21 protein-coding genes are annotated in these 26038 nt (G+C 37.3%); 4 read left to right on the top strand and 17 right to left on the bottom strand.

The window, feature by feature from the left end:
- Nucleotides 1-37: 37 nt before the first annotated feature.
- Entirely contained in the window at nucleotides 38-2002 is a 1965-nt protein-coding gene (locus A1D18_RS02510) for an alkyl/aryl-sulfatase (RefSeq protein ID WP_071662253.1), read from the top strand.
- A 423-nt stretch (nucleotides 2003-2425) separates the two neighbouring features.
- The gene (locus A1D18_RS02505) at nucleotides 2426-3241 is read left to right on the top strand and encodes an outer membrane protein (RefSeq protein ID WP_071662252.1); all 816 of its coding nucleotides are present in this window, start codon (nucleotides 2426-2428) and stop codon (nucleotides 3239-3241) included.
- A gap of 94 nt (nucleotides 3242-3335) precedes the next feature.
- Here the strand turns inward: A1D18_RS02505 and A1D18_RS02500 are convergent, their stop codons facing one another.
- On the bottom strand, nucleotides 3336-5426 hold the full coding sequence (locus A1D18_RS02500) for a hypothetical protein (RefSeq protein ID WP_071662251.1): 2091 nt from the start codon (nucleotides 5424-5426) through the stop codon (nucleotides 3336-3338).
- Nucleotides 5427-5888: 462 nt separating this feature from the next.
- Here A1D18_RS02500 and A1D18_RS02495 point away from each other — a divergent pair, with 462 nt between their 5' ends.
- Nucleotides 5889-7469: an ABC-F family ATP-binding cassette domain-containing protein gene (locus A1D18_RS02495; protein ID WP_071662250.1), complete on the top strand. Its 1581-nt coding sequence runs from the start codon at nucleotides 5889-5891 to the stop codon at nucleotides 7467-7469.
- A gap of 5 nt (nucleotides 7470-7474) precedes the next feature.
- On the opposite strand, the gene lapB is transcribed toward A1D18_RS02495, so the two are convergent.
- The 9 genes from lapB to A1D18_RS02450 form a co-directional block, all read right to left on the bottom strand.
- Entirely contained in the window at nucleotides 7475-8635 is a 1161-nt protein-coding gene (gene lapB, locus A1D18_RS02490; RefSeq protein WP_071662249.1) for a lipopolysaccharide assembly protein LapB, read from the bottom strand.
- A 91-nt stretch (nucleotides 8636-8726) separates the two neighbouring features.
- On the bottom strand, nucleotides 8727-9017 hold the full coding sequence (locus tag A1D18_RS02485; RefSeq protein ID WP_071662248.1) for a LapA family protein: 291 nt from the start codon (nucleotides 9015-9017) through the stop codon (nucleotides 8727-8729).
- 195 nt (nucleotides 9018-9212) lie between these two features.
- Complete coding sequence (gene rpsA / locus A1D18_RS02480; RefSeq protein WP_071662247.1) at nucleotides 9213-10784, bottom strand: 30S ribosomal protein S1; 1572 nt, start codon at nucleotides 10782-10784, stop codon at nucleotides 9213-9215.
- 117 nt (nucleotides 10785-10901) lie between these two features.
- Nucleotides 10902-11606, bottom strand: coding sequence for a (d)CMP kinase (gene cmk / locus A1D18_RS02475; RefSeq protein WP_071662246.1), 705 nt, complete (start codon nucleotides 11604-11606; stop codon nucleotides 10902-10904).
- Nucleotides 11597-12382: an orotidine-5'-phosphate decarboxylase gene (pyrF, locus tag A1D18_RS02470; protein WP_071662245.1), complete on the bottom strand. Its 786-nt coding sequence runs from the start codon at nucleotides 12380-12382 to the stop codon at nucleotides 11597-11599. Before pyrF ends, cmk begins: the two co-directional genes overlap by 10 nt.
- Entirely contained in the window at nucleotides 12383-12850 is a 468-nt protein-coding gene (locus tag A1D18_RS02465; RefSeq protein ID WP_071662244.1) for an SPOR domain-containing protein, read from the bottom strand.
- Between the two features lie 127 nt (nucleotides 12851-12977).
- The gene (locus A1D18_RS02460) at nucleotides 12978-13409 is read right to left on the bottom strand and encodes a heavy metal-responsive transcriptional regulator (RefSeq protein ID WP_071662243.1); all 432 of its coding nucleotides are present in this window, start codon (nucleotides 13407-13409) and stop codon (nucleotides 12978-12980) included.
- Nucleotides 13410-13452: 43 nt separating this feature from the next.
- On the bottom strand, nucleotides 13453-15813 hold the full coding sequence (locus A1D18_RS02455) for a multicopper oxidase domain-containing protein (RefSeq protein WP_071662242.1): 2361 nt from the start codon (nucleotides 15811-15813) through the stop codon (nucleotides 13453-13455).
- A gap of 239 nt (nucleotides 15814-16052) precedes the next feature.
- Nucleotides 16053-16820: a hypothetical protein gene (locus A1D18_RS02450; protein ID WP_071662241.1), complete on the bottom strand. Its 768-nt coding sequence runs from the start codon at nucleotides 16818-16820 to the stop codon at nucleotides 16053-16055.
- A 295-nt stretch (nucleotides 16821-17115) separates the two neighbouring features.
- Between A1D18_RS02450 and A1D18_RS02445 the strand changes: the two genes are divergently transcribed.
- On the top strand, nucleotides 17116-18354 hold the full coding sequence (locus A1D18_RS02445) for an HBL/NHE enterotoxin family protein (protein ID WP_071662240.1): 1239 nt from the start codon (nucleotides 17116-17118) through the stop codon (nucleotides 18352-18354).
- Nucleotides 18355-18496: 142 nt separating this feature from the next.
- On the opposite strand, the gene A1D18_RS02440 is transcribed toward A1D18_RS02445, so the two are convergent.
- From A1D18_RS02440 to potA, 7 genes are all read right to left on the bottom strand, one after another.
- A complete protein-coding gene (locus tag A1D18_RS02440) occupies nucleotides 18497-19855 on the bottom strand; it encodes an NCS2 family permease (RefSeq protein WP_071662239.1) in 1359 nt (452 codons plus the stop codon).
- Nucleotides 19856-19883: 28 nt separating this feature from the next.
- A complete protein-coding gene (gene folC, locus A1D18_RS02435) occupies nucleotides 19884-21164 on the bottom strand; it encodes a bifunctional tetrahydrofolate synthase/dihydrofolate synthase (RefSeq protein ID WP_071662238.1) in 1281 nt (426 codons plus the stop codon).
- Entirely contained in the window at nucleotides 21151-22044 is an 894-nt protein-coding gene (gene accD / locus A1D18_RS02430; protein WP_071662237.1) for an acetyl-CoA carboxylase, carboxyltransferase subunit beta, read from the bottom strand. Before accD ends, folC begins: the two co-directional genes overlap by 14 nt.
- A gap of 138 nt (nucleotides 22045-22182) precedes the next feature.
- Nucleotides 22183-23217, bottom strand: a complete 1035-nt coding sequence (locus tag A1D18_RS02425; RefSeq protein ID WP_071662236.1) for an ABC transporter substrate-binding protein — start codon at nucleotides 23215-23217, stop codon at nucleotides 22183-22185.
- A gap of 2 nt (nucleotides 23218-23219) precedes the next feature.
- Nucleotides 23220-23993: a spermidine/putrescine ABC transporter permease PotC gene (gene potC, locus A1D18_RS02420; protein WP_071662235.1), complete on the bottom strand. Its 774-nt coding sequence runs from the start codon at nucleotides 23991-23993 to the stop codon at nucleotides 23220-23222.
- Entirely contained in the window at nucleotides 23971-24837 is an 867-nt protein-coding gene (potB, locus tag A1D18_RS02415; protein ID WP_071662234.1) for a spermidine/putrescine ABC transporter permease PotB, read from the bottom strand. The genes potC and potB overlap by 23 nt, the downstream gene beginning before the upstream one ends.
- Nucleotides 24827-25924, bottom strand: coding sequence for a spermidine/putrescine ABC transporter ATP-binding protein PotA (gene potA / locus A1D18_RS02410; protein ID WP_071662233.1), 1098 nt, complete (start codon nucleotides 25922-25924; stop codon nucleotides 24827-24829). The genes potB and potA overlap by 11 nt, the downstream gene beginning before the upstream one ends.
- Nucleotides 25925-26038: the final 114 nt, after the last annotated feature.

Genomic DNA, 26038 nt, shown 5'->3' with positions numbered 1-26038 from the left:
TCGGCAAAATGGTAAAAATCATCTATAATTTTTTTATATGATACAAAACCTCATTTCATCTGTTCTATTAGGTTTAGCTTTTAATGTCTATGCCAATGAAATGGCTTTTAAAGAGGCATCTCAATGGACTCAACAAAAAAATCAATCTGTTCTACATGAGCTGCCTTTCAATAATAAACAGGATTTTGCCGATGCAAAAAACAATTTTATCGGTACTATTCCAGCTTTACAGATTAAAAATGAAGCAGGTCGTCTCATTTGGTCGATAAAGGATTATGCTTTTATTCTTGCATCTACTCAGGCACCTTTAACAATCAATCCTAGTCTTTGGCGTCAATCGAAGCTTAATATGAATTATGGTCTTTATCGAGTTAAAGACAATATTTATCAGGTGAGAGGATATGATCTCTCTAATATGGATATTATTGAAGGTACGAAAGGTCTTATCATCATTGATCCTTTATTGACGAAACAAACAGCAAAAGCGGCACTCGAATTGTATTATCAGTACCGACCTAAAAAACCCGTTGTTGCAATCATTTACACGCATAGTCATGCGGACCACTATGGCGGCGTCAGAGGAGTAACAACGCCCGAAGATGTTGCCAATGGAAAAGTAAGAATACTCGCTCCACAGGGTTTTTTGGAAGCGGCGGTGAGTGAAAACGTCTATGCTGGAAATGCGATGAGTCGACGTGCGACTTACATGTATGGCGCTTTATTACCTAAAAATGAAAAAGGGCAAGTCGATGCCGCTTTAGGGAAAACAGTATCACTTGGTAATGTAACATTAATCCCTCCAACCGACCTTATTAGTAAGACGGGCGAGAAAAGAGTCATTGATGGTGTCGAAATGATATTTCAAATGGCACCCGATACTGAAGCGCCTGCTGAAATGATTATTTATTTCCCGAAGCAGCGCGCATTATGTATGGCCGAAGATGCGACACATACATTACATAATCTCTATACATTGCGAGGAGCACAAATCAGAGATGCTTCTACTTGGTGGAAGACAATAAATAACGCCGTTGAAATGTTTGGGAACCGATCGGATGTTGTATTTGCTCAACATCATTGGCCAATCTGGGGAACAGAAAATATTATAAATTTTTTAAAAAAACAAAGGGACCTTTATAAATATATTCATGATCAGACACTTCATATGATGAATCAAGGTTATACCATGACAGAAGTCGGTAATCGACTTCAATTACCGCCATCATTGTCGAATGAATGGTACAACCGAGGTTACTATGGTTCAGTGAGTCATAATGCCAAAGCTGTCTATCAACGCTATCTAGGTTGGTATGATTCAAATCCTGCTCATCTTGATCCATTATCTCCTGTAGAAGCAGGAAAGCGTTATGTTGAATTTATGGGTGGTGAAGATGCAGTTATACGTAAAGCACGTGAGTATTACAAAAAAGGAGAATATCGCTGGGTAGCTGAAGTAATGAATCATGTTGTTTTTGCGGATCCTAAGAATCAAACTGCGCGTAATTTGGAAGCTGATGCGTTTGAGCAGTTAGGTTACCAAGCTGAAAATGCAACATGGCGTAATGAATATTTGATGGGTGCCTACGAGCTTCGGTATGGTGTATCACAGGCTGCAGGAACTGAGACTGCGAGCCCAGACACATTACGTGCTATGCCTATCGAAATGTATCTTGATTACATGGGTATTAGACTCAATAGCCAAAAAGCCGAAGGTAAAAAAATTAGAATTAACCTAAATTTAACTGATAAAAAACAATTGTATGCACTTGAAATAGAAAATTCAGTTTTAATCTATACCCCCAATAAAAAAATTAAAGAGGCTCATGCAACTTTAAATCTTACTAGAAACATTTTTGATGCACTGACATTAAAACAAAAAAATGTTATGCAAGCTATTTCAGAAGGTGATATAAAATTAGAAGGCAACAAGCAAAAACTTGAGGAGTTTATGGGCTTATTCGATACTTTTCCTACAATGTTTAACATCATTACGCCAAATTAAATTAAACGCGTCGGTTATCTGTAGATTCTAACTCAAATGCGACAAGGAAATTAAACTATATACCGTTTCTTATGGAACGGAAGTTGGCAGAAAATCGAAAAAGGGAATTAAAACTAGATAGCAATAAGCAACTGAGAAGTTATATATTTAAAAAGTTACAGTTAAGCCAGTACATCCGATAACTTTTATTATCGGATGTAATGGTTGATGGATTAGGGCGGATCCAAATCATCAATGCAAACGATTCTTCTTGTTGATGGAAAATTTAATACTAATTTACTTCCCAGTTCGGTAAGAACATTCACCTCACATAAAGTTATCGGTGTGATTTAACCCGAGTAGATTCTAGTGGGTATAACTTTACAAATCATTTTTATGTATTACAATTAGCTTACTCTTTATGGATGGTTGAGGTTAATTTATATGTCATATTTGCGTTTAGGGATGTTTGCACTTTTATTATCATTCGCTACTGATAGTTTAGCGCGGACTTGTTGTGACTTTGATCTCAAAGAAAATCAACATCATTGGTATGCTGCCTTAGGTATTGGGGATTCTATTGATTACCGGGCAGGAGCAGGTGGTTATCTAATGACTCTTCCACCGATTCCACAGCCTTTACCATTGATTTTATCACCTCAGTATAATTCATCACCTATCTATTTCCAAGGTGAAGTAGGCTATACTTGGAAAAATCCTTTTGCTTTTGATCCTGACAGCCGTTTTTTCCCTTTTATGGGTTTAGGTATACAATATCGCTATACTGATCAGGTCTCGCTAGATACACCTACAAATTTTTTTGGGATAGCTACTAGAACTGTCCCGTATAGACTCGAGGAAAGTAGTGCTTTACTCAACTGGAAAATAGATTTTTATCAGTGGTTTAATAGACTGATGCCTTATCTGAATCTTGGATTAGGTACTTCTTGGGCACGTACAAGTCAGACTCTTCCTATACCAGCAAACCCAAATAATCCCACTGGGACCTTAGTAACTACGGATTCACAAACAACTACAAACTGGAGTTACAATATAGGCGCAGGCTTTGATTTTATTGTGGTGACTAATTTTTGGCTTAGCTTAGGGTATTCCTATGATAATTTTGGTCAACTCCAGTTAGGTTCGCTTAACGCCAATCCTGAAATTCTTTCGGGATCTAATCCTCTTTTTCGTCCTGCAGATATTGGAAACTTACATGCTCATAATATTATTTTTACAGCACGCTATCTTTTTGGTTAGGTGAAATTTTTTCTAATAAAAAAATATTAGTTCGGCTTGAGCTTATCACATGATAAGCTCAAGTTCGTTATGGAAAATACTTCTGCTTAGATTTTTACCTTCCTATTTGTGACGATGCGATTGTTAAATCTATCGGCGAAAAACTCGATCTATTGCTAGTACTCGCATAATGATGAAAAAACCTGGTTTGGATAGACCCTCCTGGTGCTATAAGTAAAGGGGTTGTTTCTGAAGAAGGACCGGCATAACGATCATCACGAGAAAAAGTACCGAGTTCTCTATCATTAGCTAAGCTTACACCATCTAGTGTTGTGATGAGTTTACAAACGGCTTTATATTCCTGGCAAACTTCTTTTAAGTTTACAGGCAACGCATCCGATTTTTGATCCGTATCGAAAAAAATTAATAGCGCCTCAATCTTATCGACGATATAACACAAATCATTTTTTAGCTGAGATAATAATTTAATGAACTTAGCTTCGTCTATATCTGCTAAATCTATCGATTCAAATTCTTTAAGCAACTTTACTTTTAACTTTTCGGCTAGCTGAATAAGTAGCTCACTGAAATTTCGTTGATCGGTTTTATCCTTTACATTTAAAATACTATTTAAATAACCTTCATTCATACTCGCTAAAGATTCTAACAAGAAAACCGGTTTCATCCGTTGAAAACTATTTTTCATTTGACTGAAGGCCTCAGCAAGTTTAATGACTGTTTGAGCATCCTCATTGCGACCATATTGTCCAAACTTGCTTAACATATTATTGAAAAAATCGATCATGGCAGTAAAACCTAAAAAGGTTAAACCTGTTTTGGCTAAATAAAGTAAATAAGGACGTAAAAATGCTAAATCCCCTTTAAAGTTATCGTTAATTAATTGTGCCCCTGCCGCATAAGAAAATGCAGACAGATACATCGAAATGAAAATGAGTAGCACCGAAGTTTTTGGGTAAAGTTTAAAAGCCATCGGGATTTTAACCGCGTCCTCTTTCCAATCAGTGATATAATCAAACGTATTTTGTAACGCATTACCACCAAAAAAGGCTAATAATACGCCTAAAAAGTAAATCGGTGGTGTCGAAAACGTGGCGCCTAGCGCTGGACTACCTGTTAATGCAGTCATTTCATTAACAGGTGCGGCTAAAAACCCTGCACAGCTGGACATAACCCACAGTGCGCCGGGAACATAACTCAGTGTTCTAAAAAATTTCCTTAGGCTGCTGGGTGGTGAAATGGATTGATGGGAAGCCATGTCATGTAAACGATTCAGTAAAGCAATGAGTAATTCGATGGGTAAATTTTGCCGACTATATTCATCATCAATCTGTTTTTTTACTTCGTTGGTGTAACTGCAACCTAGGAATTTAAATCCGTAAATGCTTAAAAGTTTTTCTCCGCATTCTAAATGATTGATGAGACGTTGTTTGATCGCCTGTATCGATTGATTTATTTGCATCTGTAACTTTTTTTTATCCTTTACTTCTTGATTCAGTTGGCAATTCATTATTTGTCGAATGATAAATTCAAATGGTAGACTGGGGAGACGGTATAAAGGTTCTGAAAATGCTAGCTTAAACGGAAAAAGATGAAGTATCGTATTATCAATTAAAACAACAATTCCTTGAAATACAAGTAGTGTTTTTGATAAACCCGGAATAGGATACATGTAGCTAACCGCCGCCAGAGGTAAAGCAGAAATTGCGGCTCCCGTAGTAATAGCCATATCTTCTAAATATTTTTCTAAGCGTGTACTAGAATTAGTTAAATACTGATTTAGCGGTTCAGGAATAGCCTCTGATCGACGCATGATTAAAAAAAGTTCGGTTGAATTATATAGTACGACTAATGCAGGCAAACAAGTACATACCATATAATTGATGCGACCCGCTAATTTTTCACCGATAGATTGCGCATAATCATCGGCTGCTGTTGCATATAAACCAGCCCCAGTGATAGCCACAGTTAATAATATCAGCTGATCTCGAACGAGTTTTGATAAACTGGCATGCCCTTTTCCATCTAAATAATATTTGACGACTGTGTTTAATGCGTTGACCTCAGTCAATTCCTGGTTCAATACAAGATTTTCTTCCTTAACATCTTTTTCTATATCAATGAAGCAAGGATCCTGATTATTATTAGTTGGTGTTTCAAATTTAGAATGGTTAATTGACAGTGGCATAGGCATCTCCTTTTAAGATTATTTTTTATATTTTATTGAGACGTTTTTTATTTATCGTAAAAAAAATAACAGTATAAAAGCTAAAGCAATAAATGTTTTTTGAAGGGTGAAATTAATTAGATAGTAATGTATGAAATAATTTCCCTATTTATTTATAGTATTTAGGTGAAAAGCTTAATTAGTTAATAAAGTTATTCATTTAATATGCATAACTTTATAGAGATACATATTATAGATTATATAAAATTAATTTAGCATAACTTTTTAATTCTTCCAATCTGTTTTTTGATTAAATAATCTTTAAATCTTAAATTTTTATAATGATTAGGCACAGTTATTATAATCAATTGCTCTCTTCTCTCTATTTTACTGGAAAACAATCACTCAAATTGTCATCGAAAATTAGCCTTTTAGCTTAGACCGGTATACTATCGACAAAAAAATAATTTTCGAGTAAAAAATATGATCTCAATTAATCAACTCAGCATGGCATATGGCGAAAAACTGTTATTTTATGATGTTAATCTTATCCTATCCACACACAGTCGTTATGCTTTAGTGGGTGCTAATGGTGCTGGAAAATCTACTTTTCTAAAATTACTCACCGGCGCAGAAAAGCCTGTCGCGGGCAATTTATCCATTCCTAAAACCGCTACCGTTGGATGGCTAAAACAAGATCAATTTCGTTATGAAAATACACTGATTATCGATATCGTTTTACAAGGAAAGCCTGCCTTGTGGCAAGCCATGCAAGAGAAAGAAAATCTGCTACACAGTGATTTACAAAATGAAAAAAATCTTAACCGTCTCGGAAAACTGGAAGAAGAAATTGCGAGGCTTAATGGATACAGTGCTTACGCCTTAGCGGCGAAGCTTTTAATGGGCTTAGGAATACAACTACCCTATCATGAAAAACCGTTAAGCACGCTATCGGGTGGTTTTAAATTACGTGTCTTGCTTGCTCAAGCCTTATTTCAAGAGCCTGACATTTTATTATTAGATGAACCGACCAATCACTTAGATTTTATCTCCATTATCTGGTTGGAAAAATATTTAAAAAATGAATTTTCTGGTTTATTACTTTTTATTTCTCATGATGTTGAATTCATCAATCGCTTGGCCGATCAGATACTCGATATAGATTATGGTGAAATCCGTCAATACAGTGGCCACTATGAAAAATTTCTTGCTGAAAAACAATTAATTATCGAGCAAAAACTCCAAGAAAAACGTAGCGTGGAACTTAAAATAGCGAGCATGCAAAGTTTTGTGGATAGGTTTCGTGCCAGTGCCAACCGAGCAAAAATGGCTCAGTCACGCGTAAAAATGATCGCTAAAATGGAAATCCCGGATATTAAGCAATCGTCGCGATTATCCCCTCTATTTCAATTTAAATCGATGCGCCCCTCGGGGAAAATGGTTGTGCGAGTTAAAGATTTATCCAAAAACTTTCAAGAGAAAAAACTTTTCCAACAACTCAATTTTGAGATAAAGCGTGGCGAAAAAGTAGCTATTATGGGTGAAAATGGTATTGGTAAATCAACACTGATTAAACTATTACTCAACACGATTCAATCTGACCAAGGTAGTGTAGAATGGGGGTATGAAACCCATATCAGTTATTTTTCGCAGGACCATCATGATTTACTGAATCAGCATGCTACGGTTTTAGCCTGGTTAGAACAGTATGCCGCAGGCATCAGTGAACAATCGATACGTAAAACTTTGGCGCAAGTATTATTTAATAAAGAAGATGTACTTAAAGATATTTTAGCCTTAAGCGGCGGTGAAGCCGCGCGCTTATTATTGGCTAAAATGGTCTTGGAATCAGCAAATGTCTTGATTCTGGATGAGCCGACTAATCATTTAGATATCGAAGCAACAGAAGCGCTGGTGACTGCCTTACGGATTTATCCAGGGACATTACTCTTTGTGAGTCATGATCGGCATTTCATCAACAAAATTGCTGATCGCATTTTATTTATTTCGCGCGAAAAGAAGCTACAAGATGTTAAACGATTAGATGCAGTTAATTTAGATTAATTTTTTTATAAGGGCTTTATGGTGCTCCAATTGCGGCAAGCAGGACACAACCAATCGAGAATCTTGCTATTAAAACCACAGGTTAAACAGCGATACACCGGTTTATTTTCCATCAATTTTTTAATCAGATCTTTTAAACTGATTAAATTACTTTTATCCGTCATAGAACAATTTTCTTGGGCTAAATGTAAATCCACTAATTGATATAAACCAGGCAGTGAAGGCTTAGCTTGTAATTGCTGAGTCAAAAATTGCAGTGCTTTATCGTTATCTTTTTCTTGGATCAACTTAACGATCGCTAACGAAATCGGAGTCTGTGCATGCTCGCTCAGTGTTTCATGTAAATAATTTAGTAACCCCATTGATCCTGATTGATGTTGTAGATAACATTGGTTAAGTGGCTCTAAAGTTTCAGTAATATAATCGGGGTCTTGTTTTTTTATCGCTTGATAGATTGCAATGGCTTGTTCCCATTTTTCATCAATAATGGCTAACTTTCCTTTAATCAGATTCGCTCGAACACATTGAGCATCATATTTTAAGGCAAGCTCTAGGAGTCTGATGGCTTCTTTTCGGCTTCCATGTGTATTTAATAAATTCTGTGCCAATTCACAATGATAATGAGCAATATTTTTAAAAATTTTGTTATCCCATTTTGAAATTTTTTTCGCTTGTTTGATAGCAATTTCCCAACGTTTTTGTTGTTGGTAGATTTCTAATAGATAACGTACTGCGATACGCGCATACTCGCTATCATCATGATGAATGACTTCAAAAAATAAACGCTCTGCCCTATCTAATAAGCCAGCACAGTAATAATCTCTTCCTAAGGCAAGCAAAGCTTGTAATTTCTGTGCGGATGCAAGGTTGGGCCTGGCAATCAAATTTTGATGGAGTCGAATGGCACGATCAATTTCTCCGCGACGACGAAACAACACACCCAAGGCTAAATGCGTTTCGACGGTTTCTGTATCCACCTCAAGTATCTTAATAAACGTATCCACCGCTTTATCAGACTGTTCATTCAGTAAATAATTTAAACCACGTAAATACTCACGATTACACGTATGTTTTTTACGCGTACTTGAATTAGAAAGTTGAAAATAAGCAATATACCAACCAGAAGCGGCGGCAAAAGGAAGCAATAGAAACAATAACTCCAGCATAATCACGCTCGTTATCAAGTAAATACCGGAGATTTATCAAGCGTTAAGATAAATTATACTCCACTTAACATTAAGCGGCTATTGTAAATCATTAATGTTGATCTTTAAATGGCAATGCTCTTAAATTGGTTAATTCTTTTTCAACGAGATTTAAACGATGTCGTAAACGTCGATTGATATACTTAAGTTTAATATAGGTAATAAATGCGGTTAGCAAACCTAATAAGCCGCCTAAAATAAAGCTGAGTATGGTTAATAAAGAAAGCGGTAATCGCTTAGTGCCCAAATAATAATTAACACTGACTAGATCGGCATTGAGACCAGCAAAAATCAGCCCGAAGATGAATAATACTATCAGAAACAAATATGTTATACATCGCATAGACTTACCTACTCAATGGGAACTTATGCTAAATTAGGATGTGTTGTCATTGAGTGTGGAGACAACACATCCTAGTTTTTTCATAAAACTAAAGCTCTCGCTTGGTGTAGCCAGCGCTTTAGCTTAGCAACAAAATCATCCTTTATTTTAATTTTAAGCCCATGGTGATTTCCTTAAGAAATAAGAAAACAGCCGTTACTTAGTGACTGCTTTTTCTTCTAAAGGAAGGAAAGAAAGTGAAATATGACGATTTTTTCGATCAAGATTTAAAATTCTTGCTTCTATTTCTTGTCCCACTTCAAAAGTTTCACCTTCTTCACCGTACTCAGTTATTTTAAGCTGAGCTTCTATATTATTACCTAAATCAACTTTCATTCCTTCATCGTTGATTTCAGTTATTTTTCCTTTGACCATCTGATCTTTACTGTATTTATCAAAAGGGTGCGATGATTCGGTATCCAATTGTTTGATGCCCAGCGAAATACGTTCTCGCTCAGGATCGATCGATAAGATGATCGTTTCTAATTCATCCCCTTTTTTGTATTTACGGACGGCTTCTTCGCCGGAGATATTCCATGCAATATCTGATAAATGGACTAAGCCATCGATATTACCGGGTAAACCAATAAAGAGACCAAAATCAGTAATAGATTTTATTTTACCGGTAATACGTTCCCCTTTAGCATGCCTATTTGCGAAGTCTTCCCAAGGATTAGACTTACACTGTTTAATACCTAAAGAAATACGGCGTCGATCCGAATCAATATCTAATACAATAACCTCGATTTCCATACCTGCTTGAACGATTTTGTTTGGGTTAATGTTTTTATTCGTCCAATCCATTTCTGAAACGTGGACTAAACCTTCAACACCTTCTTCTATTTCAACAAAGCAACCATAATCAGTCACATTAGTTACTTTACCTTTCAAACGGGTACCGACAGGATAACGTTTCACTAAGTCTTCCCAAGGATCGCCGACTAATTGTTTAAGTCCTAATGAAACACGGCCTCTATCTCTTTCGATCTTTAACACCACGACTTCAATTTCATCGCCTATGGTTAACACTTCACTGGGTTGCTTGACGCGTTTCCACGAAATATCGGTGACGTGTAATAAACCATCAATGCCACCTAAATCGATAAATGCACCGTAATCGGCTAAGTTTTTTACGATACCTTTAATAACTTGCCCTTCTTCTAATTCAGTTAATAACTGCTCTCGTCCGGCTTGACCTTCGGACTCAAGTACAGCACGTCGTGATAAAACAATATTGTTACGCTTAGGATCGAGCTTAATGACCTTAAATTCCAGGTCTTTACCTTCGATAATGCTAGAATCACGTACTGGACGTACATCCACTAATGAACCAGGTAAGAAAGCGCGCAGATTGCCAACTTCTACCGTAAAACCACCTTTTACTTTTCCTGTTACTTTCCCTGTTACTACCGTATCCGCATCGTGTGCACGCTGTAATGCAGTCCACATTTCTGCCCGCTTGGCTTTTTCACGCGATAAACGAGTTTCACCAAAACCATCTTCTAAAGATTCAATGCTGACGTCAATTTCATCACCGACTTTGACTTCTAATTCGCCGGCTTCATTATAAAATTGCTCAATGGGAATCAAGCCTTCTGATTTTAAATTCGCATTGACAACGACACGGTCTTTTTCGATGCGGACTACGGTTCCGGTAATAATCATCCCAGTATAAAAAATACGTTCGGAGAAATTTTCCTCCAGTAACTGTGCAAAACTCTCACTCATATAGTTATATCACTTGTTCTTTTTTAGAGAACCATGGTTAAGGCGCAACAATATGCGCGGTTAATAGTTAGTCATTATGAGAAATTTTTTGGAAATTTCTCGTCTAATGCCCCTTTGTTACTTCTTTGTTTGAGCCTGTGGCAACTTACTTTTAATAAGTTGTAACACCTCTTGAATACTTAAGTACGTTGTGTCGATAGTTATCGCCCCTTTAGGCGCTATAAGCGGCGCAACGGGCCGTTGTCTATCTTGACGATCACGCTGCTCAAGCTCTGCTCGCACAGCGTTAAGGCTAACATGCTTCCCCTTTGCCTTCAACTGTAAATAACGTCGTTTAGCTCGTTCTTCGAGGCTTGCTTCCAAGAAGATTTTAAGCTCAGCATCAGGGAAAACAACGCTACCCATATCCCGGCCGTCTGCTACCAAACCGGGAGCACGGCGAAATGAGCGTTGATAGGCTAATAAGGCCTGCCGAACCTTAGGATAAGCCCCTAATTGTGAGGCTAATTGACCTATTTCTTCGGTACGTAAGCTATCGGTAATCTCTTGCTGCTGCCAAAAAATTCTAAGCGGTTGATCGGAGGTCTGGACACTGATATTTAGATCTAAATCGGCTACTAAAGGAAGGAGTTTCTCCTCTTCGAAAGGCGTCTGCGTCGATAGCGCGATCCAGGCCGCAGCGCGATAAATAGCTCCACTATCGAGAAAATGCCAAGCGAGATCCTGGGCTAATAAGTAACTAATCGTACCCTTACCTGAACCACTCGGACCATCCAGCGTAATCACTGGAATGATAGATTTTTTTTCTGTGGTTAACAGCATGATAAATAAGCCTTCCAAGCTAATTCTCGGTAATGCTGAGCCTTTACGGTGGGCTTATCTGCTTGATAAATGCCGCGCCCCACAATAATGATGTCGGTGCCGTTTTGCGTAATCGCACGCTCGGGCGAAATGTACTGCTGACCGAGCCTATCTACGCCACTCGAATCCGATTGGATGCCAGGTGTCATATGTATCAGGCCCGGATTTTCTGTTAATTGATGCTGAGCAATAAAGCCCATAACAAAATCAGGATATTCTTTAGCCATAGCAAGACTCGCTTCCGTATAAGATCCTTTGGCTAAAGAACCAACCGAACTCATTTCGGCCAGCAATAATAAACCGTGTTTTTTAGCTAAGCCTATTTCTCGCAAACCTTGAATAACGCCTGGACCCGGAACGGTATGCGCGTTAACGATATCCGCCCAGTCCGCAATATGGTAAATACCTCCTGCATATTGTTGTTTAACGGTATAACCTATATCCGCAAATTTACGATCTTCAAAGATTAAAAACTGATGTTTTTGGGCTAAATACTTAAGTTGCTGAATAAAATCAGGTGTAAAATCACTCAGGATATCGACATGCGTTTTTAACAGGCAAATTTCCGTTCCTACTTTATCAGCCAAATTCAGTAATTCAGACGCACAACTCACATCAGCGGATAAACAAAGATTGGTTTGTTTATCCGCTATGAGTTGACACAAACGCTGCGCACTTGCATTTAAGCAAAAAGAAGCACGTTCGGAAAAACTTAATTTTTTAATTTTTTTTGGCATTTATTGGCTAAGTAAAGGATCAAAAGGGACAACCTGAGTGGTGAGATGCATCTGGGTATGGAGTTGTTCAGCCACTTGTTTCATTTGTTCGGGTTTGACTTCAGGACCCACAAAAACACGCGTCAATACACCCAATAAACTTTTGTACTGCCGGCTATAGGCATTAAAACCTTTACGACGTAAGCTGAGTACCAAATTTTCAGCCTGTGCAGGATCTTTAATATCGGGTAATTCAACTACCCACGCTTTGGCTGGCGTTAAAGGAAAACTCAGTAAATTTTTTATACTCGCTTTACCGGCAGTGGTGGGTAATAATGCCGCACTCGGTGGCGTCGGCAAGGTGGGAATGGTAAACGAGAGCAAGGTATCTGCACGATAATCTTTTACCCATAACGGCACAAAAATAACCAACAAGGCGGCAATAACAATAATAGCGATAAAACTAGTACGTTTAATTGAAAAATCCACAAGTTATCTCAAGCATTTTATTGATGAACCTACCTATTACACAGGAATTTTCGAATTGAAACAACTATTTTTTCAGAAGAAGTTTTTAAAATGTTACCCGCATTATTTATAGCACGAACAAAATTCATTAATCGTTTTTTAAATATTCGCGAATATCATCAGGACAATGATACAGTGCTTCGAGTATGGGACATTCAGCGATTGCAATGTTACCATCACAGGCTTCTTCCCAACGCACCAGAACCTGTTTTATACACTGCAAACTCTTTATTTTAGTTTCGATGTGAGAAATTTTTTTTTGCATGCATAATTTTATCTGCTGACTGGGTGATTGATTCGTTTCTAAATTAAGTAAGCTTTTAATTTCGCTTAAATCAAAACCAATGAGCTTAGCATTCTGAATAAAATAAAACCGTCGAATAATCGTTTCCGGATAGAGACGAAAACCTCCTTCACTACGTTTTGACGCAGGAATTAAACCAATTTTTTCATAATAGCGAATAGTGACGGGTGTTTGCTGGACTAATTTAGCCAATTTTCCGATCGTATAATAGTGCATTTTACATTCTCTGTTTTAAAAATTATGCAGGATAATTACCTCGTTAAAACAATAACGACACCCCTAAACTATAGGTATTATCATTCGTAGAAAAATTATTTTCTTGAAACAACGACTTAGTGTTACCGTAATTCCCGGTATGTTGATATTGTGCATACACAGCAAGCATGGGATTGATTTGGTAATACGGCCTTAATGTTAATTGCAACTCATTGAGTCCACTACCCACTAAATCATGCGCAACGGTTTTATTCGCAAATAAGCCTTCTACTTCCGTTCGGATAAAAAAATTATGCGCAATTTGCGTATCACGCGTTAAATCTATATCCAGTTTGCTACTTCCATTATGATAATAAGCACGGATATCGGTTTGGATAAAATATGGGGTTAAGCCTTCGATACCGATACCGGGTTGAAAATAAGGTGTCATCGTCGGGCGGTACACATAATTCACACCCCCTTTAACCGCCCAGAATTGGCTGATAGCATGCCAATAAAACATATCCAGATTAGCATTTTCGATAATGCCCTGCCTAATTTCTGCTTTTTCCAAATAGAGTTGCAGTTTGTTCTTATCACCACCAAACATACCTTCATAGGTAATTTCTTGATCGTTATTAATGAGATTTTGATTAACATCCAGTGAGTTCGCAGTAAAAAATTGCGGCGCATGATCCGAAGGATAATCCACTAGGCTCTGATCGACAGGTAACTGCTGAACACGAACTATCGCCCGGTTAGTATAAGGTAAAAGTTTGATTGTATTTTGCGGATACCGATGGGCGGGTGTCACGTCGATTAACGTGGTATATTGAAAGACACGCGCCATACCGGCTGCCATGTGATAAAGCTGATGGCAATGGAAAAACCACTGCCCGCTCGCATCCGCATCAAGATCCGCCACTACAGTCGACATAGGTGGAACAACGATAGTGTGTAATAAAGGATCGTAAGCGCCATGCCCATTACGTAAAATAAACCAATGACCATGAATGTGCATAGGGTGATCCATCATCGAATGATTGGTAAATATAATTCGATAGCGTTTTCCGGGTTTTAGTAAAATCGGTTTTGCATTATTCATTGTCACACCGTTAATAAACCAAATATAACGGTTCATATAACCCGATAAATCCATGTGTATGGTTTTTTCTATCGGTTTGTTCGGATTATTGGTCTTAACCGCTGCAATCATTTTTTGATATTTAGTACCCACAGTTAAACTTTTCATGCGAGACATAGTCTGTCTATTGTCCATGCCCATATCTGAGCTATTTTTAGCTAAATTCATTGCAGGCATTGGCATGGATGATTGCATACCGTTACGCTTCATCATCATGATAGGAGGAGGTTCAGGAAAAGGTTTAATATTTTGAATATTGACCGATGTACCTGGTGTCGTAGTCAGTACACCTATCGCTCGCCCTAAGGTATCTAGCGACTCAGCATAAATAATCGTGGCGCCCGGATGTTTAATGGAGACTAAAACATCATAGGTTTCACCGGGCTCAATCTTAAAACGGTTGACATAATAAGGTTTAATATTATTACCATCGACTTGAACAATTTCCATCTTGCCGTGATCGAGTTTGACATTAAAATTAGTACTTGCCCCTGCACCAATAAAACGTAACCGAACTTTATCACCTACCTTGACACATCGTGTCCAAGGTCGTTGCCCTACTTGTCCATTCAATAAATAAGCATCATAGGCCACATCGCTAAAATCATAAATATTCATCCGACTCGTTTGCATCATTTTATAGCTGTGCAGTAATCGTTGACGGTTTAAAGGTGTCGCATTTCTATAATCATGAAGAAATTTTAATAAAGAAGGTTGTAAGGGAAATCGAGAATCATAATAGCCATCCACTTTTTTAAAATTGTTATAAATTTGTCCTGGAGATGTGTTACTCCAATCCGACAAAACCACGACAAAGTCTTTGTTATAGTGATAAGCTAAAGGAGTGTTAGGATCGATAATAATGCCACCATACAAACCTTGTTGTTCTTGGAAACCGTCGTGTGCATGATACCAATAGGTACCCGATTGATGCGGTGTAAAACGATAATGAAAAACACCTCCGGGCGGTATCGGTTTTTGACTCACACCACTTACACCATCCATTTGCCAAGGAACAATCAAACCATGCCAATGAACACTAGTGCCTCTATTGAGTTGGTTATAAACAGTAATGATCACTGGCTGCCCTTCTTTTAAGTGTAAAATAGGGCCAGGAATTTGATTATTCACTGCAATAGCCTGAGCAGGCGTTCCGGTAAAATTGACCTGTTTATACGCTACGGTCAAATTAATACGCTGGGTTTTAGCCTCCGCTTGATTCACAAATAGTAGTGCTAGGATGAGAGTAAAACTATAAATCAGTTGAATAATACGGTTCATGCAGTGCTTTATGGGTAAGAAAAGGTAAAAAATATTAAACTTAACCTTAAGGTTAAAGTCAATAGCGCTTAATACACAGATAAAAAGAATTCAACAAAGCTCCATATGAACTCAACCTTAAGATTTTAAACCTACCCTCTTAACCTGTTTATAGCAGTTGAATTAACTTCGTATCGGCCTAATCATCATCGATGATTAGGCCTGTTTCACTCGAGTCAACGAGTGAGCTAGAGTTAGATTTAAAATAATTCATCATTAATCAATGAAAATAAAGTATTTTTTTTAATATTTAACAAAGATTTTAATTTATTATTTTCTAATTTCAAACCATAACAATCTTCAAAAAAATTGGGTTGTTGCTTAGCTAAATCAACATTTTCTATTATAACCAACCAATTTTTCTTAATTTGTTCAATTCTTAATTTGATTATAAATTTATTATTACTTAAATCATTAAGTAGATCATAAATTTTTAAAATATTATTTTCTATGGTTTGATTAGCAGTTAATAAATAATCACAAAATTTATAACTATTTTCAGTCACAACTATTTTTAAAACATAAGCCCAAATACCATATGGGGGATTACAAAATAAATACTGTCTGTAGTTTTGCCATTGATCCGAATTCATCGCGTTGTGGATAGACTGTTTCATTTCTGCGAGATTCGTGCTATTAACATGCGCTAATAATTCCTCTAAGCGTTTACGTTCGTTTTCAATGAGCTTTTGGTCATCAGAACTCATACTGAGGAAATGCTGCATCACGAATTTTGTATTATTTAAAGTCTGTAAAAAAGAGTCTTTTGACTCCGGTAGCGTTTCTGACAGATTTAATAGCGTATTTAAATCATTTTCTAAAACAATCGATATGTTTTTTACTCGTTCAATCAAACTATTCAACAAATCGGTTACATTCGTTTTAGCATGAGTACTAACCATAATTTTATCGGTTAATTCATAGTTGAAATTTTTTTTATTACATAAACAATTAATCGTGTTATTCATTTTACTTCCTTGTTTAAAACAGTGTTAAATTCGCTTCTAAGCACCTAATTAATTAAATTAATTTTATAAATTCTTGAAATAAATTGTTGTTATCAATAGAAGCTCAGCGCCTTTACACAGTATTCACCACTTTTTAATTTTAAGCATTAAAAAAAACATAAAAATACATATTATGTATTTTTTAAAATAAATTAAAAAAATTAATTTTATGAAAAATACATAATATAGCTAAATTATTGACTACCTTAAGGAGTTCGTTTCTAATAAAAACGTAATTTTTAAACAAGGAAATATTATGAATAAAAAATTAAGTTCAGCAGAAAAAAAAGATATGTATAAACAAATTGATCATCTTTCCAAGGAGAATTTATATTTATTAGCCGAAAATGATCCTATTATTAATGAAGAAGAAACCAAAGAACAAATCTCTAATGTTCTAGGTTTGAATAGTGACATGCAAAACTATACGAATTCTTTAGAAGCACAACAAAATATCAGTTTAGCGGGTGAAGGCGTTCCAGATATTTCAGCGGATCAAAAGACCGCACGCGAAAATGCTAGACGATGGCGAACCGAAATTAATCCGGAAATTGCTATTTCTTACACCGATTTAAAGTCTTTTCTTAATTTTGTGGGTATCTTAAATGAGAATGAAATTGAAACGATTGTTGATGAAGCATTAACTTCGGACAATGGAAAAGATAATTTAAACGCGCTTATTCAAGAATTTTCGATAGATGCAGAAAAAAATAATGAAAGTTCGATTAAAGTATCCAACGTATTAGCTGACTATAACACTCTTTTAAATAAGGATTTGAGTAATTTTTTAACTTCCTATGAAATCATCGAAGCGATATTCAATGATACGGATGGTAAACGGGCTCAATTGCGTAGATTATTAGATGAATATCTGAGCATTATACAACGCTGTAATGTGGGTATTGGTATTGCTTCGGCGGCTATCGTGTTAAGTGTTTTAACTTCAATATTGGCAGCTATATTAAGTGTTATTTCAGCAGGCACCACTGCAACGATCATTGGTGGTGCAGTAGCGATAAGTACGGCTGCGGTAGGATCATTACCCGAACTTATCAAACAACGTGATGAATATCAGGCCAAATATCGTTCAACAAACTCTGAACTGGCTCATTTGAACACGCAATGTGCTTTAGTCACAGCTATTAAAAATAATTTGACTTCAATGGCAAATTATAACGGAAAAATAACTCCACAAATTGGATATTTAGCTCGAACATGGCAGACAATAGGAAACAATTATGCAAAAATCAAAGAAAGTACTGACGCGGGTTTAAATTCCAATAAAGCAATAATAATGAAAACACGTTTAAAAGCTGCTTACAGAACGGCATTAAGCTTAGAACCTATCGCCAAGCAATGCGAACTAAACCAATTATTGCCAGTCAAAGTAGATAAAAGTTTAGTTATTGATCTACATTTACCTTCTGTGTGGACGGACAAAGCGATTGACCCAGATACTTTTTTTGATTATTTAAGAATCAGAAGAAAAAACTAAACCAACTATTTAAGCTAAGCACGCATTAATAATGCGTGCTTTTTTACAATAGTAGATTTTACAGGTTTATGCTCCAAGACTTAAGATGAAATACTAAAGAACATTTTAATCTTAAAAGATTATTATATATAAATATAATAAATTAAATAGCCCACCCACTGGCATAAAATAAAACAAGAATGAGTGCTATCGCCACAGTTCCTGGAGTTAATTGTCGCCATTCTCCAGCACAGATCCGTCCTATCACTAAAGAACTAAATCCTAACATAATACCCGTAACAATATTGCAGGTTAATACAATAAAGACCGCACATAATAACCCTGATAACGCATCGATAAAGTCAGCAAAATTTAATTTGGCCACATTACTTAACATCAACAAGCCAACATACATCAACGCAGGTGCAGTCGCATACGCAGGAACTAAATAAGAAAGTGGTGAAATAAATAATATTAGCAGAAATAATAATCCTACTACCGTTGCGGTTAAACCGGTTTTTCCTCCTACTGCAGCACCCGCGGCTGATTCAATATACACTGCAGCAGGTGATGCACCGATTAAACCCGCAAAAATACTGCTGACAGAATCAGCAATTAAGGCTTTCGATTCATTCTTCATCGGTTGATTTTTTTTCAATAAATTGGCTTGAGTGGCCACGGCATGAATCGTTCCAGTGGCATCGAATATTGCCGTTAACACCAACGCCAAGACACTCGGTAAGACCATCGGCTGCAACGCTCCGATAATATCCAAATGCAAAAATAGCGAGTGAGTCTGTGGATTGAATAGATGTGGGAAGGCGAATAATCCCTGATATTTAACCTTTGGATCAAACAGTAAACCGAGGAGTGAAATAAACACAATGACCCATAACACACCACCAGGAACACCTCTTCTTTCCAAACCAAAGATCATCGCTAAACCTAATAATGTCATTAGTACTGGAAAAGAATTAAAAACACCTAAGCGCATCGGTAAGCCTTGCATAGGATTTTTAATCACTAAGCCTACGCTGGATGCAGCAATCAATAATAGAAATAAACCGATACCAATACCGATACCACAAGCTACACCCAATGGTAAATTACGCAAAACCCAAGAACGAATTCCAGTAACCGATATAATCGTAAATAATACACCGACCCAAAATACTGCCCCTAGAGCAACTGAAATACTGATATGCTGGGTTAATACAATACCAAATGTGGTAAAAGCGGTGAGTGAAACGGCACAGCCTATCGCCATGGGTAAATTAGCCCATAATCCCATTAATAGAGAGCCAAAACTGGCGACTAAGCACGTGGTAACAAAGGTTGGTATAGATGGAAATCCCGCTAGTTTCAGCATATTAGGGATCACAATAACCGAATATAACATCGCTAAAAAGGTGGTAAGGCCAGCTAGCACTTCTTGTCGGAAACTGCTCGCACGTTCACTGATTTTAAAGTAATTATTTAATACGCTTTTCTTTGGATTCTTTGGATTCTTTGGGTTTATCATTTTACCTCTCAGAAAGAAGTTTAATCATTTAACCCTCTAAATATCGATATATAGCCGCAGCGGTGTGAAAAGAACCAAAAACCAACAGCCGGTCATTTTTTTTCAACTGACTGAAAGCGCGTTGAAAAGCGAGTTCCGGCGAAGAAAACTCTAAAATGGTTTGACTCACTTCAAGGTCCAGGAGCGATTGTTTTAATTGTGCTGCTTTAGCACTTCGTTGTTCCGCTAAATCACAGAGATACCAATGATCAACATGATGTTTCAAAGGACGTAAAGTATTAAGAATATCTTTATCAGTCAACATACCTGCTAACGCATAAGTACTCCCTAAACAGGGAGTATTCGCTAAGCGTTTTGATAAACATTCTCCGCCAGCGGGATTATGTGCGACATCGATAATAATCTGCCGTGCATTTTTTTCGATGAGGTGAAATCGACCGGGTACAAAAACCTGCTTTAAGCCTTCTTGTATGGCAAGCGGAGTAATGATGAAATGATCACCAAGTAATTCGACAGCCTGTAACACGGTCGCTGCATTCTGTAAATCAATATTGGGTAAAGGTAAATCTTGCAGTGAAAGTTGTTCACTATTCCATGACCAGGATTGCCCCTGCATTTTATAATCAAACTCTATCCCTTGCCGATACAAGGGACAAGCTAAAGTTTTTGCAGTATGAAGTATCGATTCCGGCGGTGAAAAATCTCCACAAACGCACGATCGATTGGGACGCATAATAGCGGCTTTTTCTAAGCCAATTTTTTCACGCGTATCTCCCAACCAATCAGTATGATCGATATCTATCATACTGATAATGGATAAATCAGCATCCACACAATTGACAGCATCCAAACGACCCCCTAAACCTATTTCTAAAATAATCGTATCTAATGCCGCTTGTTTGAAATACCATAAAGCAGCTAAAGTCCCAAATTCAAAATAAGTCAATGAAATATCTGCGCGATTTTTTTCAATCTGCATAAAGGCACGACACAAATCTTGCTCACTAATGCAGTGGCCTGATATTTGAATACGTTCTTGATAACGAATAAGATGGGGTGAAGTATACGTGCCCACCCGATAACCCGCGGCACTTAAAATAGCGGCCGTCAAGGCAACAGTAGAGCCTTTTCCATTTGTTCCAGCAACCATCACCACTGGACAATTAAAGTTGACTACTTGCAATCGCTGTGCGACTTGTGTAATACGCTTAAGACCTAATTCAATGCGGTTAGGGTACAAGGTCTCAATATAAGCTAACCAATCGGATAATGATCGTGAATTTAAGTTTAATTCATTAGATATCGTCATTGACAATGGCTGTTAGTGAATAACGTCCTTGATTCGCTGCCATCAGTTTATTTAAAAGCGAAACCATTTTTCCCTTTAATTCCCTCCTATCGACGATCATATCGATAGCACCATGTGCTAATAAAAATTCACTGCGTTGAAATCCTTCGGGTAAAACTTGGCGTACAGTTTGTTCAATGACACGTGGACCGGCAAAACCAATTAAAGCTTTAGGCTCTGCAATAATAATATCGCCAAGATTAGCAAAACTTGCTGATACACCACCCATAGTCGGATCGGTTAATACAGAAATAAAAGGGAGTCCTTTTTGTTTAAGTTCACCCAAGACAGCACTTGTTTTTGCCATTTGCATTAATGAGAATAAACCTTCTTGCATCCGGGCTCCGCCACTTGCTGAAACACAAATAAAAGGAATATCTTCCTCAATGGCCTTTAACACACCTTGTACAAAACGCTCTCCTACCGCAGCGCCCATCGACCCACCCATAAAATTGAACTCAAACGCTGCGCACACTACTGCCCTACCCTCTAATTTTCCTTGCATAACTATCAACGCTTCTTTTTCACCGGTTTTTTTTATGGCTGAATGTAGCCGATCTTTATATTTAAATTGATCTTTAAATTTAAGCCTATCCACCGCTTCTATTTGACTGCCTATTTCTTGACCGGTTTCAGGATCCAAAAGCTGTGCTAAACGTTTACGCGCTTTAATCCGATGATGGTGGTTACAAGTTGGACAAACCATTAGATTACGTTCAAATTCCGCGCGATAGAGTACTGCTCCACAGGACTCACATTTAGTCCAACTATTTTCAGGAACTCCCGTGGTATTTCTAACCACGGTCCGAATTCCTTTAATGACTTTTTTTAACCAACTCATAATTTTCCTGTTTAACCTCTCACCCACTCAATTAAAACTTTTTTTGCTCAACTCTGATTAGTATATACCCATTCTACTTCAACGTGATCATTCGTACCTTCAGCGCAAGCGATAGCGCTCCTTCACATCGTGCCTAAATTAACCACCAATTTTCAATAATTCCCAATAATGTTGGTAAATACTTTCAGCAGCTCCTACATCAACTTGAACGACACTGCGTTGTAACGTTTTTTTATCGGGATAGATCATGGAATTATTCAAAATGGCTTTTGGCATCAGTTTATAGGCAGTAAGATTAGGTGTCGCAAAGCCCGTCGCTAAACTTATTTTTTTGGCAATATCCGGTCTGAGTATAAAATTGATAAAAGTGTAGGCATTATTCACATGTGATGCCCCTATCGGTATGGCCATGCTATCGATAGAGATCACAAAACCTTCTTTAGGATAAATAAACCGTAATGCGGGATTTTCTTGTGCGGCTTGATAGATATCACCATTCCAAGCCATACCGACACTTAAATCTTCATCAATGAAAAGTGATTTTACCCCATCATTATTAAACAAACGTACATTTGGCATTAACTCCTTTAATTTAAGGTAGGCCAAGCGGATATGTTCAGGATTGGTGTCATTCGGTGAATAACCTAATACCATCAATGCCATGGAGAAGACTTCATGGACGTCATCTAATAAGAGTAATTGGTTACGATAGCGTGGGTTCCAAAAATCTATCCAAGCTTGTAATTGCTGAGCGGGATGGCTCTTACTATTAACAACAATACCGGTTGTGGACCAAAAATACGGAATACTATAATGATTACCTGGATCATAAGATTTGTTAAGTAACGCAGGATTAAGATTTTTGAAATTCGGTAAACGAGATTTATCCAGTGCTTGCAACATGCCTTGTTGGCGCATACGATCGATAAAATAAGTGGATGGTACAATCACATCATAGCCCGTATGCGGATTGGCTTTCAGTTTCGCATATAAGGTCTCATTACTATCATAAGTCGCATAATTAACTTTAATCCCAGTTTCTTGTGTGAACTCTTTTAATGCATCATTGGAAATATAGCTCGACCAATTGTAAATATTAACAATATTTTGTTCTGCATACGCTGATCGAGTGAAAATAACCCATAATAGGATAAAAAAACAAACTAAACGCATGATTATTTTTTAACCTTTTTAGGTAATACCCATTGGAAGGCAACGACGATAAATAGCGTAATAGCAAACATCACCGAACAGAGCGCATTCAATTCCGGCTTTAATCCGATGCGAACCAATGAGTAAATATACAACGGCAAAATTTGAAAATCAGGGCCGGTAACAAAAAAGCTAATGATTACATCATCGAGTGACAAAGTAAAACTTAATAGCCAGCCCGCTAAAATAGCGGGCCATAACATAGGAATAATAATGCGACGAAAACTCATAAAGTCATTTGCGCCTAAATCACGCGCTGCTTCAAAAATATTTTTATCCAAACCAGTCAATCGACTATAAACCGTGACCGCCACAAAAGGAATACAAAAAGTAATATGTGATAATAATAATGACCAAAAACCTAAACGCATATTCAGTAAAAAAAATAAGATAAGTAATGAAATTCCCATGACAATATCAGGCGAGACTATCAATACAAACAATAAACCATGGAGTAAATGTTTACCAAAAAACCGATAACGATACAGACAAGTCGCTGCAATAGTCCCTATTAACGTCGCAAAACTGGCCGCTAATACACCCACTTCGAGTGAATGCAAGGCGACAATGGCCAAATTGCTATCATCACCTAATTGTTTATACCAATCTAAAGTAAAGCCATGCCAAAGCAATGAGTACGTTGAATTATTAAACGAATAAATAATTAATAAAATAATTGGAAAGTAAAAAAAGCAGTAGATCACTGCCAAATAGCTAAATCTCGCCAATCGGTTCATCGTGATATTGTCCTATTTTATTGACACGTCGATACAGTAACAACAATATTCCCATTGCTAGAGTCAGTACCATACTCACCGCTGAACCCAAAGGCCAGTTATGTGCCGCTAAAAATTCATTTTGAATGAGATTCCCAACCAACAGGGATTTGGCACCACCCAAAATATCCGGAATATAAAACATACTCATCGCTGGCAAGAAGACCAAAATGATTCCGCCCATAATACCCGGCAGTGTTAACGGTAAAATAACGCGTATTAAAATAGTTAAGCTATTCGCACCTAAATCGCGCGCTGCATCAATAAATTGCGTCTCTAATTTCTCAATATTGGCGTATAAAGGTAAAATCATGAAAGGAAGTAAACTATAGACTAAACCAATAATGACTGCGGTACTGGTATACAAAATGGTTAACGGGTGGTGAATAATACCGAGTGATAATAATAGTGTATTTAACAAGCCTTTCGCTTTCAGTATAGAGATGATCGCATAAGTACGGATCAATGAACTGGTCCAGAAAGGGATAATCACTAAAAATAATAATAAACTCTTATATTTAGAATCGAGTCGCGCCAATAAATAAGCAAAAGGATAACTCAGTACTAAACAAATTAAACTACACAGTCCGGCCACACAAAAAGAATGCCAAAATACTTTAAAATAAATAGGATTTAATAAGGCTCGGTAATTTTCTAGTGAAAATTTCCAACGGATAAGATTGGCCGGATCATTTTGCAGCAAACTTATTATCAGTACCAATAGCGTCGGTAATAAAGCAAATACAGATAGCCACAGCCAAACGATACTGATGGTGCTTCCTTTAAAGAGGCGATCAACTTTCATCGGGCAAAATAACCTCCCATCCTGGAATCCAATGTACCCAAACAGACTCCCCGCTATGGAAATCTAATTTTTCATCATCCTCATTGAAAAATTGCGTAGCAGCCAACAAATTTTGACTTTCCAAACGCACCATCAGATCGACAGTAGAACCTTTGTAAATAACTTGCTCAACCACTCCAGGAAACATCTGCGAAGTATCTGTCACCTCGACTGGAGACCAAACTTCAAGATCTTCGGGCCTGACTAAGGTATAGACCTTTTGATTCTTAGAAAAATGCCGCCGATTTTTTAATGTAAACTCTTTACCCTCAATCATCGCGTGAAACACATGTTCATCAGAAGAAATAATTTGTGTTTCGAAAATATTTACTTCGCCTATGAAACGCGCAACCCGTAAGCTATGCGGTTCTTCGTACACTTCGCGCGGAGTACCGATTTGCTCAATACGTCCTTCATGCATCACCACAACCCGATCTGACATCGATAAAGCTTCTTCCTGATCATGTGTCACAAAAATAAACGTAATACCCAATTTGGTTTGCAACTGCTTTAATTCAAGCTGCATGGTTTTACGTAAGCGATAATCTAAAGAACTTAATGGTTCATCCAATAACAGGATGCTGGGTTTATTCACCACGGCTCTGGCAATCGCCACCCGTTGTTGCTGGCCACCGCTTAATTGATAAGGTTTACGCTCACTTAAATGCACCAACTTCACCATATTTAATGCATCATTAACCTGCTGTGTAATCTCTGCTTTCGACAAGCCCCCTTTACAACGTAAACCAAAAGCAATATTGTCAAAGACATTCAGATGCGGGAATAAAGCATAGCTTTGAAAAACGGTATTCACATGGCGTGCTTGTGGTGACAAGCCTTTGACATCAACACCGTTAATGCAAATGACGCCACTATCGGGTTGCTCAAAACCTGAAATTAAACGCAATAACGTCGTCTTGCCACAACCACTAGGTCCAAGTAAGGTCAAAAATTCACCATGCCTTACCTCGAAGTTAATATCTTCTAATACGTCTTCGCCATCGAAACGTTTAGTGACTCCTTTGAGTTCAAGGACATTCCCATTCATTACACAGATAACCTCACTTTCATGATGGAAGTAAAATTGAAAGGGATTATGCAATAGAGCTTCGGTAAAACCAAGTATTTTATTCTATGCTTGACATAAAAAATAAATAGATCG

The organism is Candidatus Rickettsiella isopodorum (genome assembly GCF_001881495.1).
In the GTDB taxonomy this organism is placed as follows: Bacteria; Pseudomonadota; Gammaproteobacteria; order Diplorickettsiales; family Diplorickettsiaceae; genus Aquirickettsiella; species Aquirickettsiella isopodorum.
Note: the sequence above shows the minus strand (reverse complement) of the source record. Positions and strands in the feature narration are given on the sequence as shown.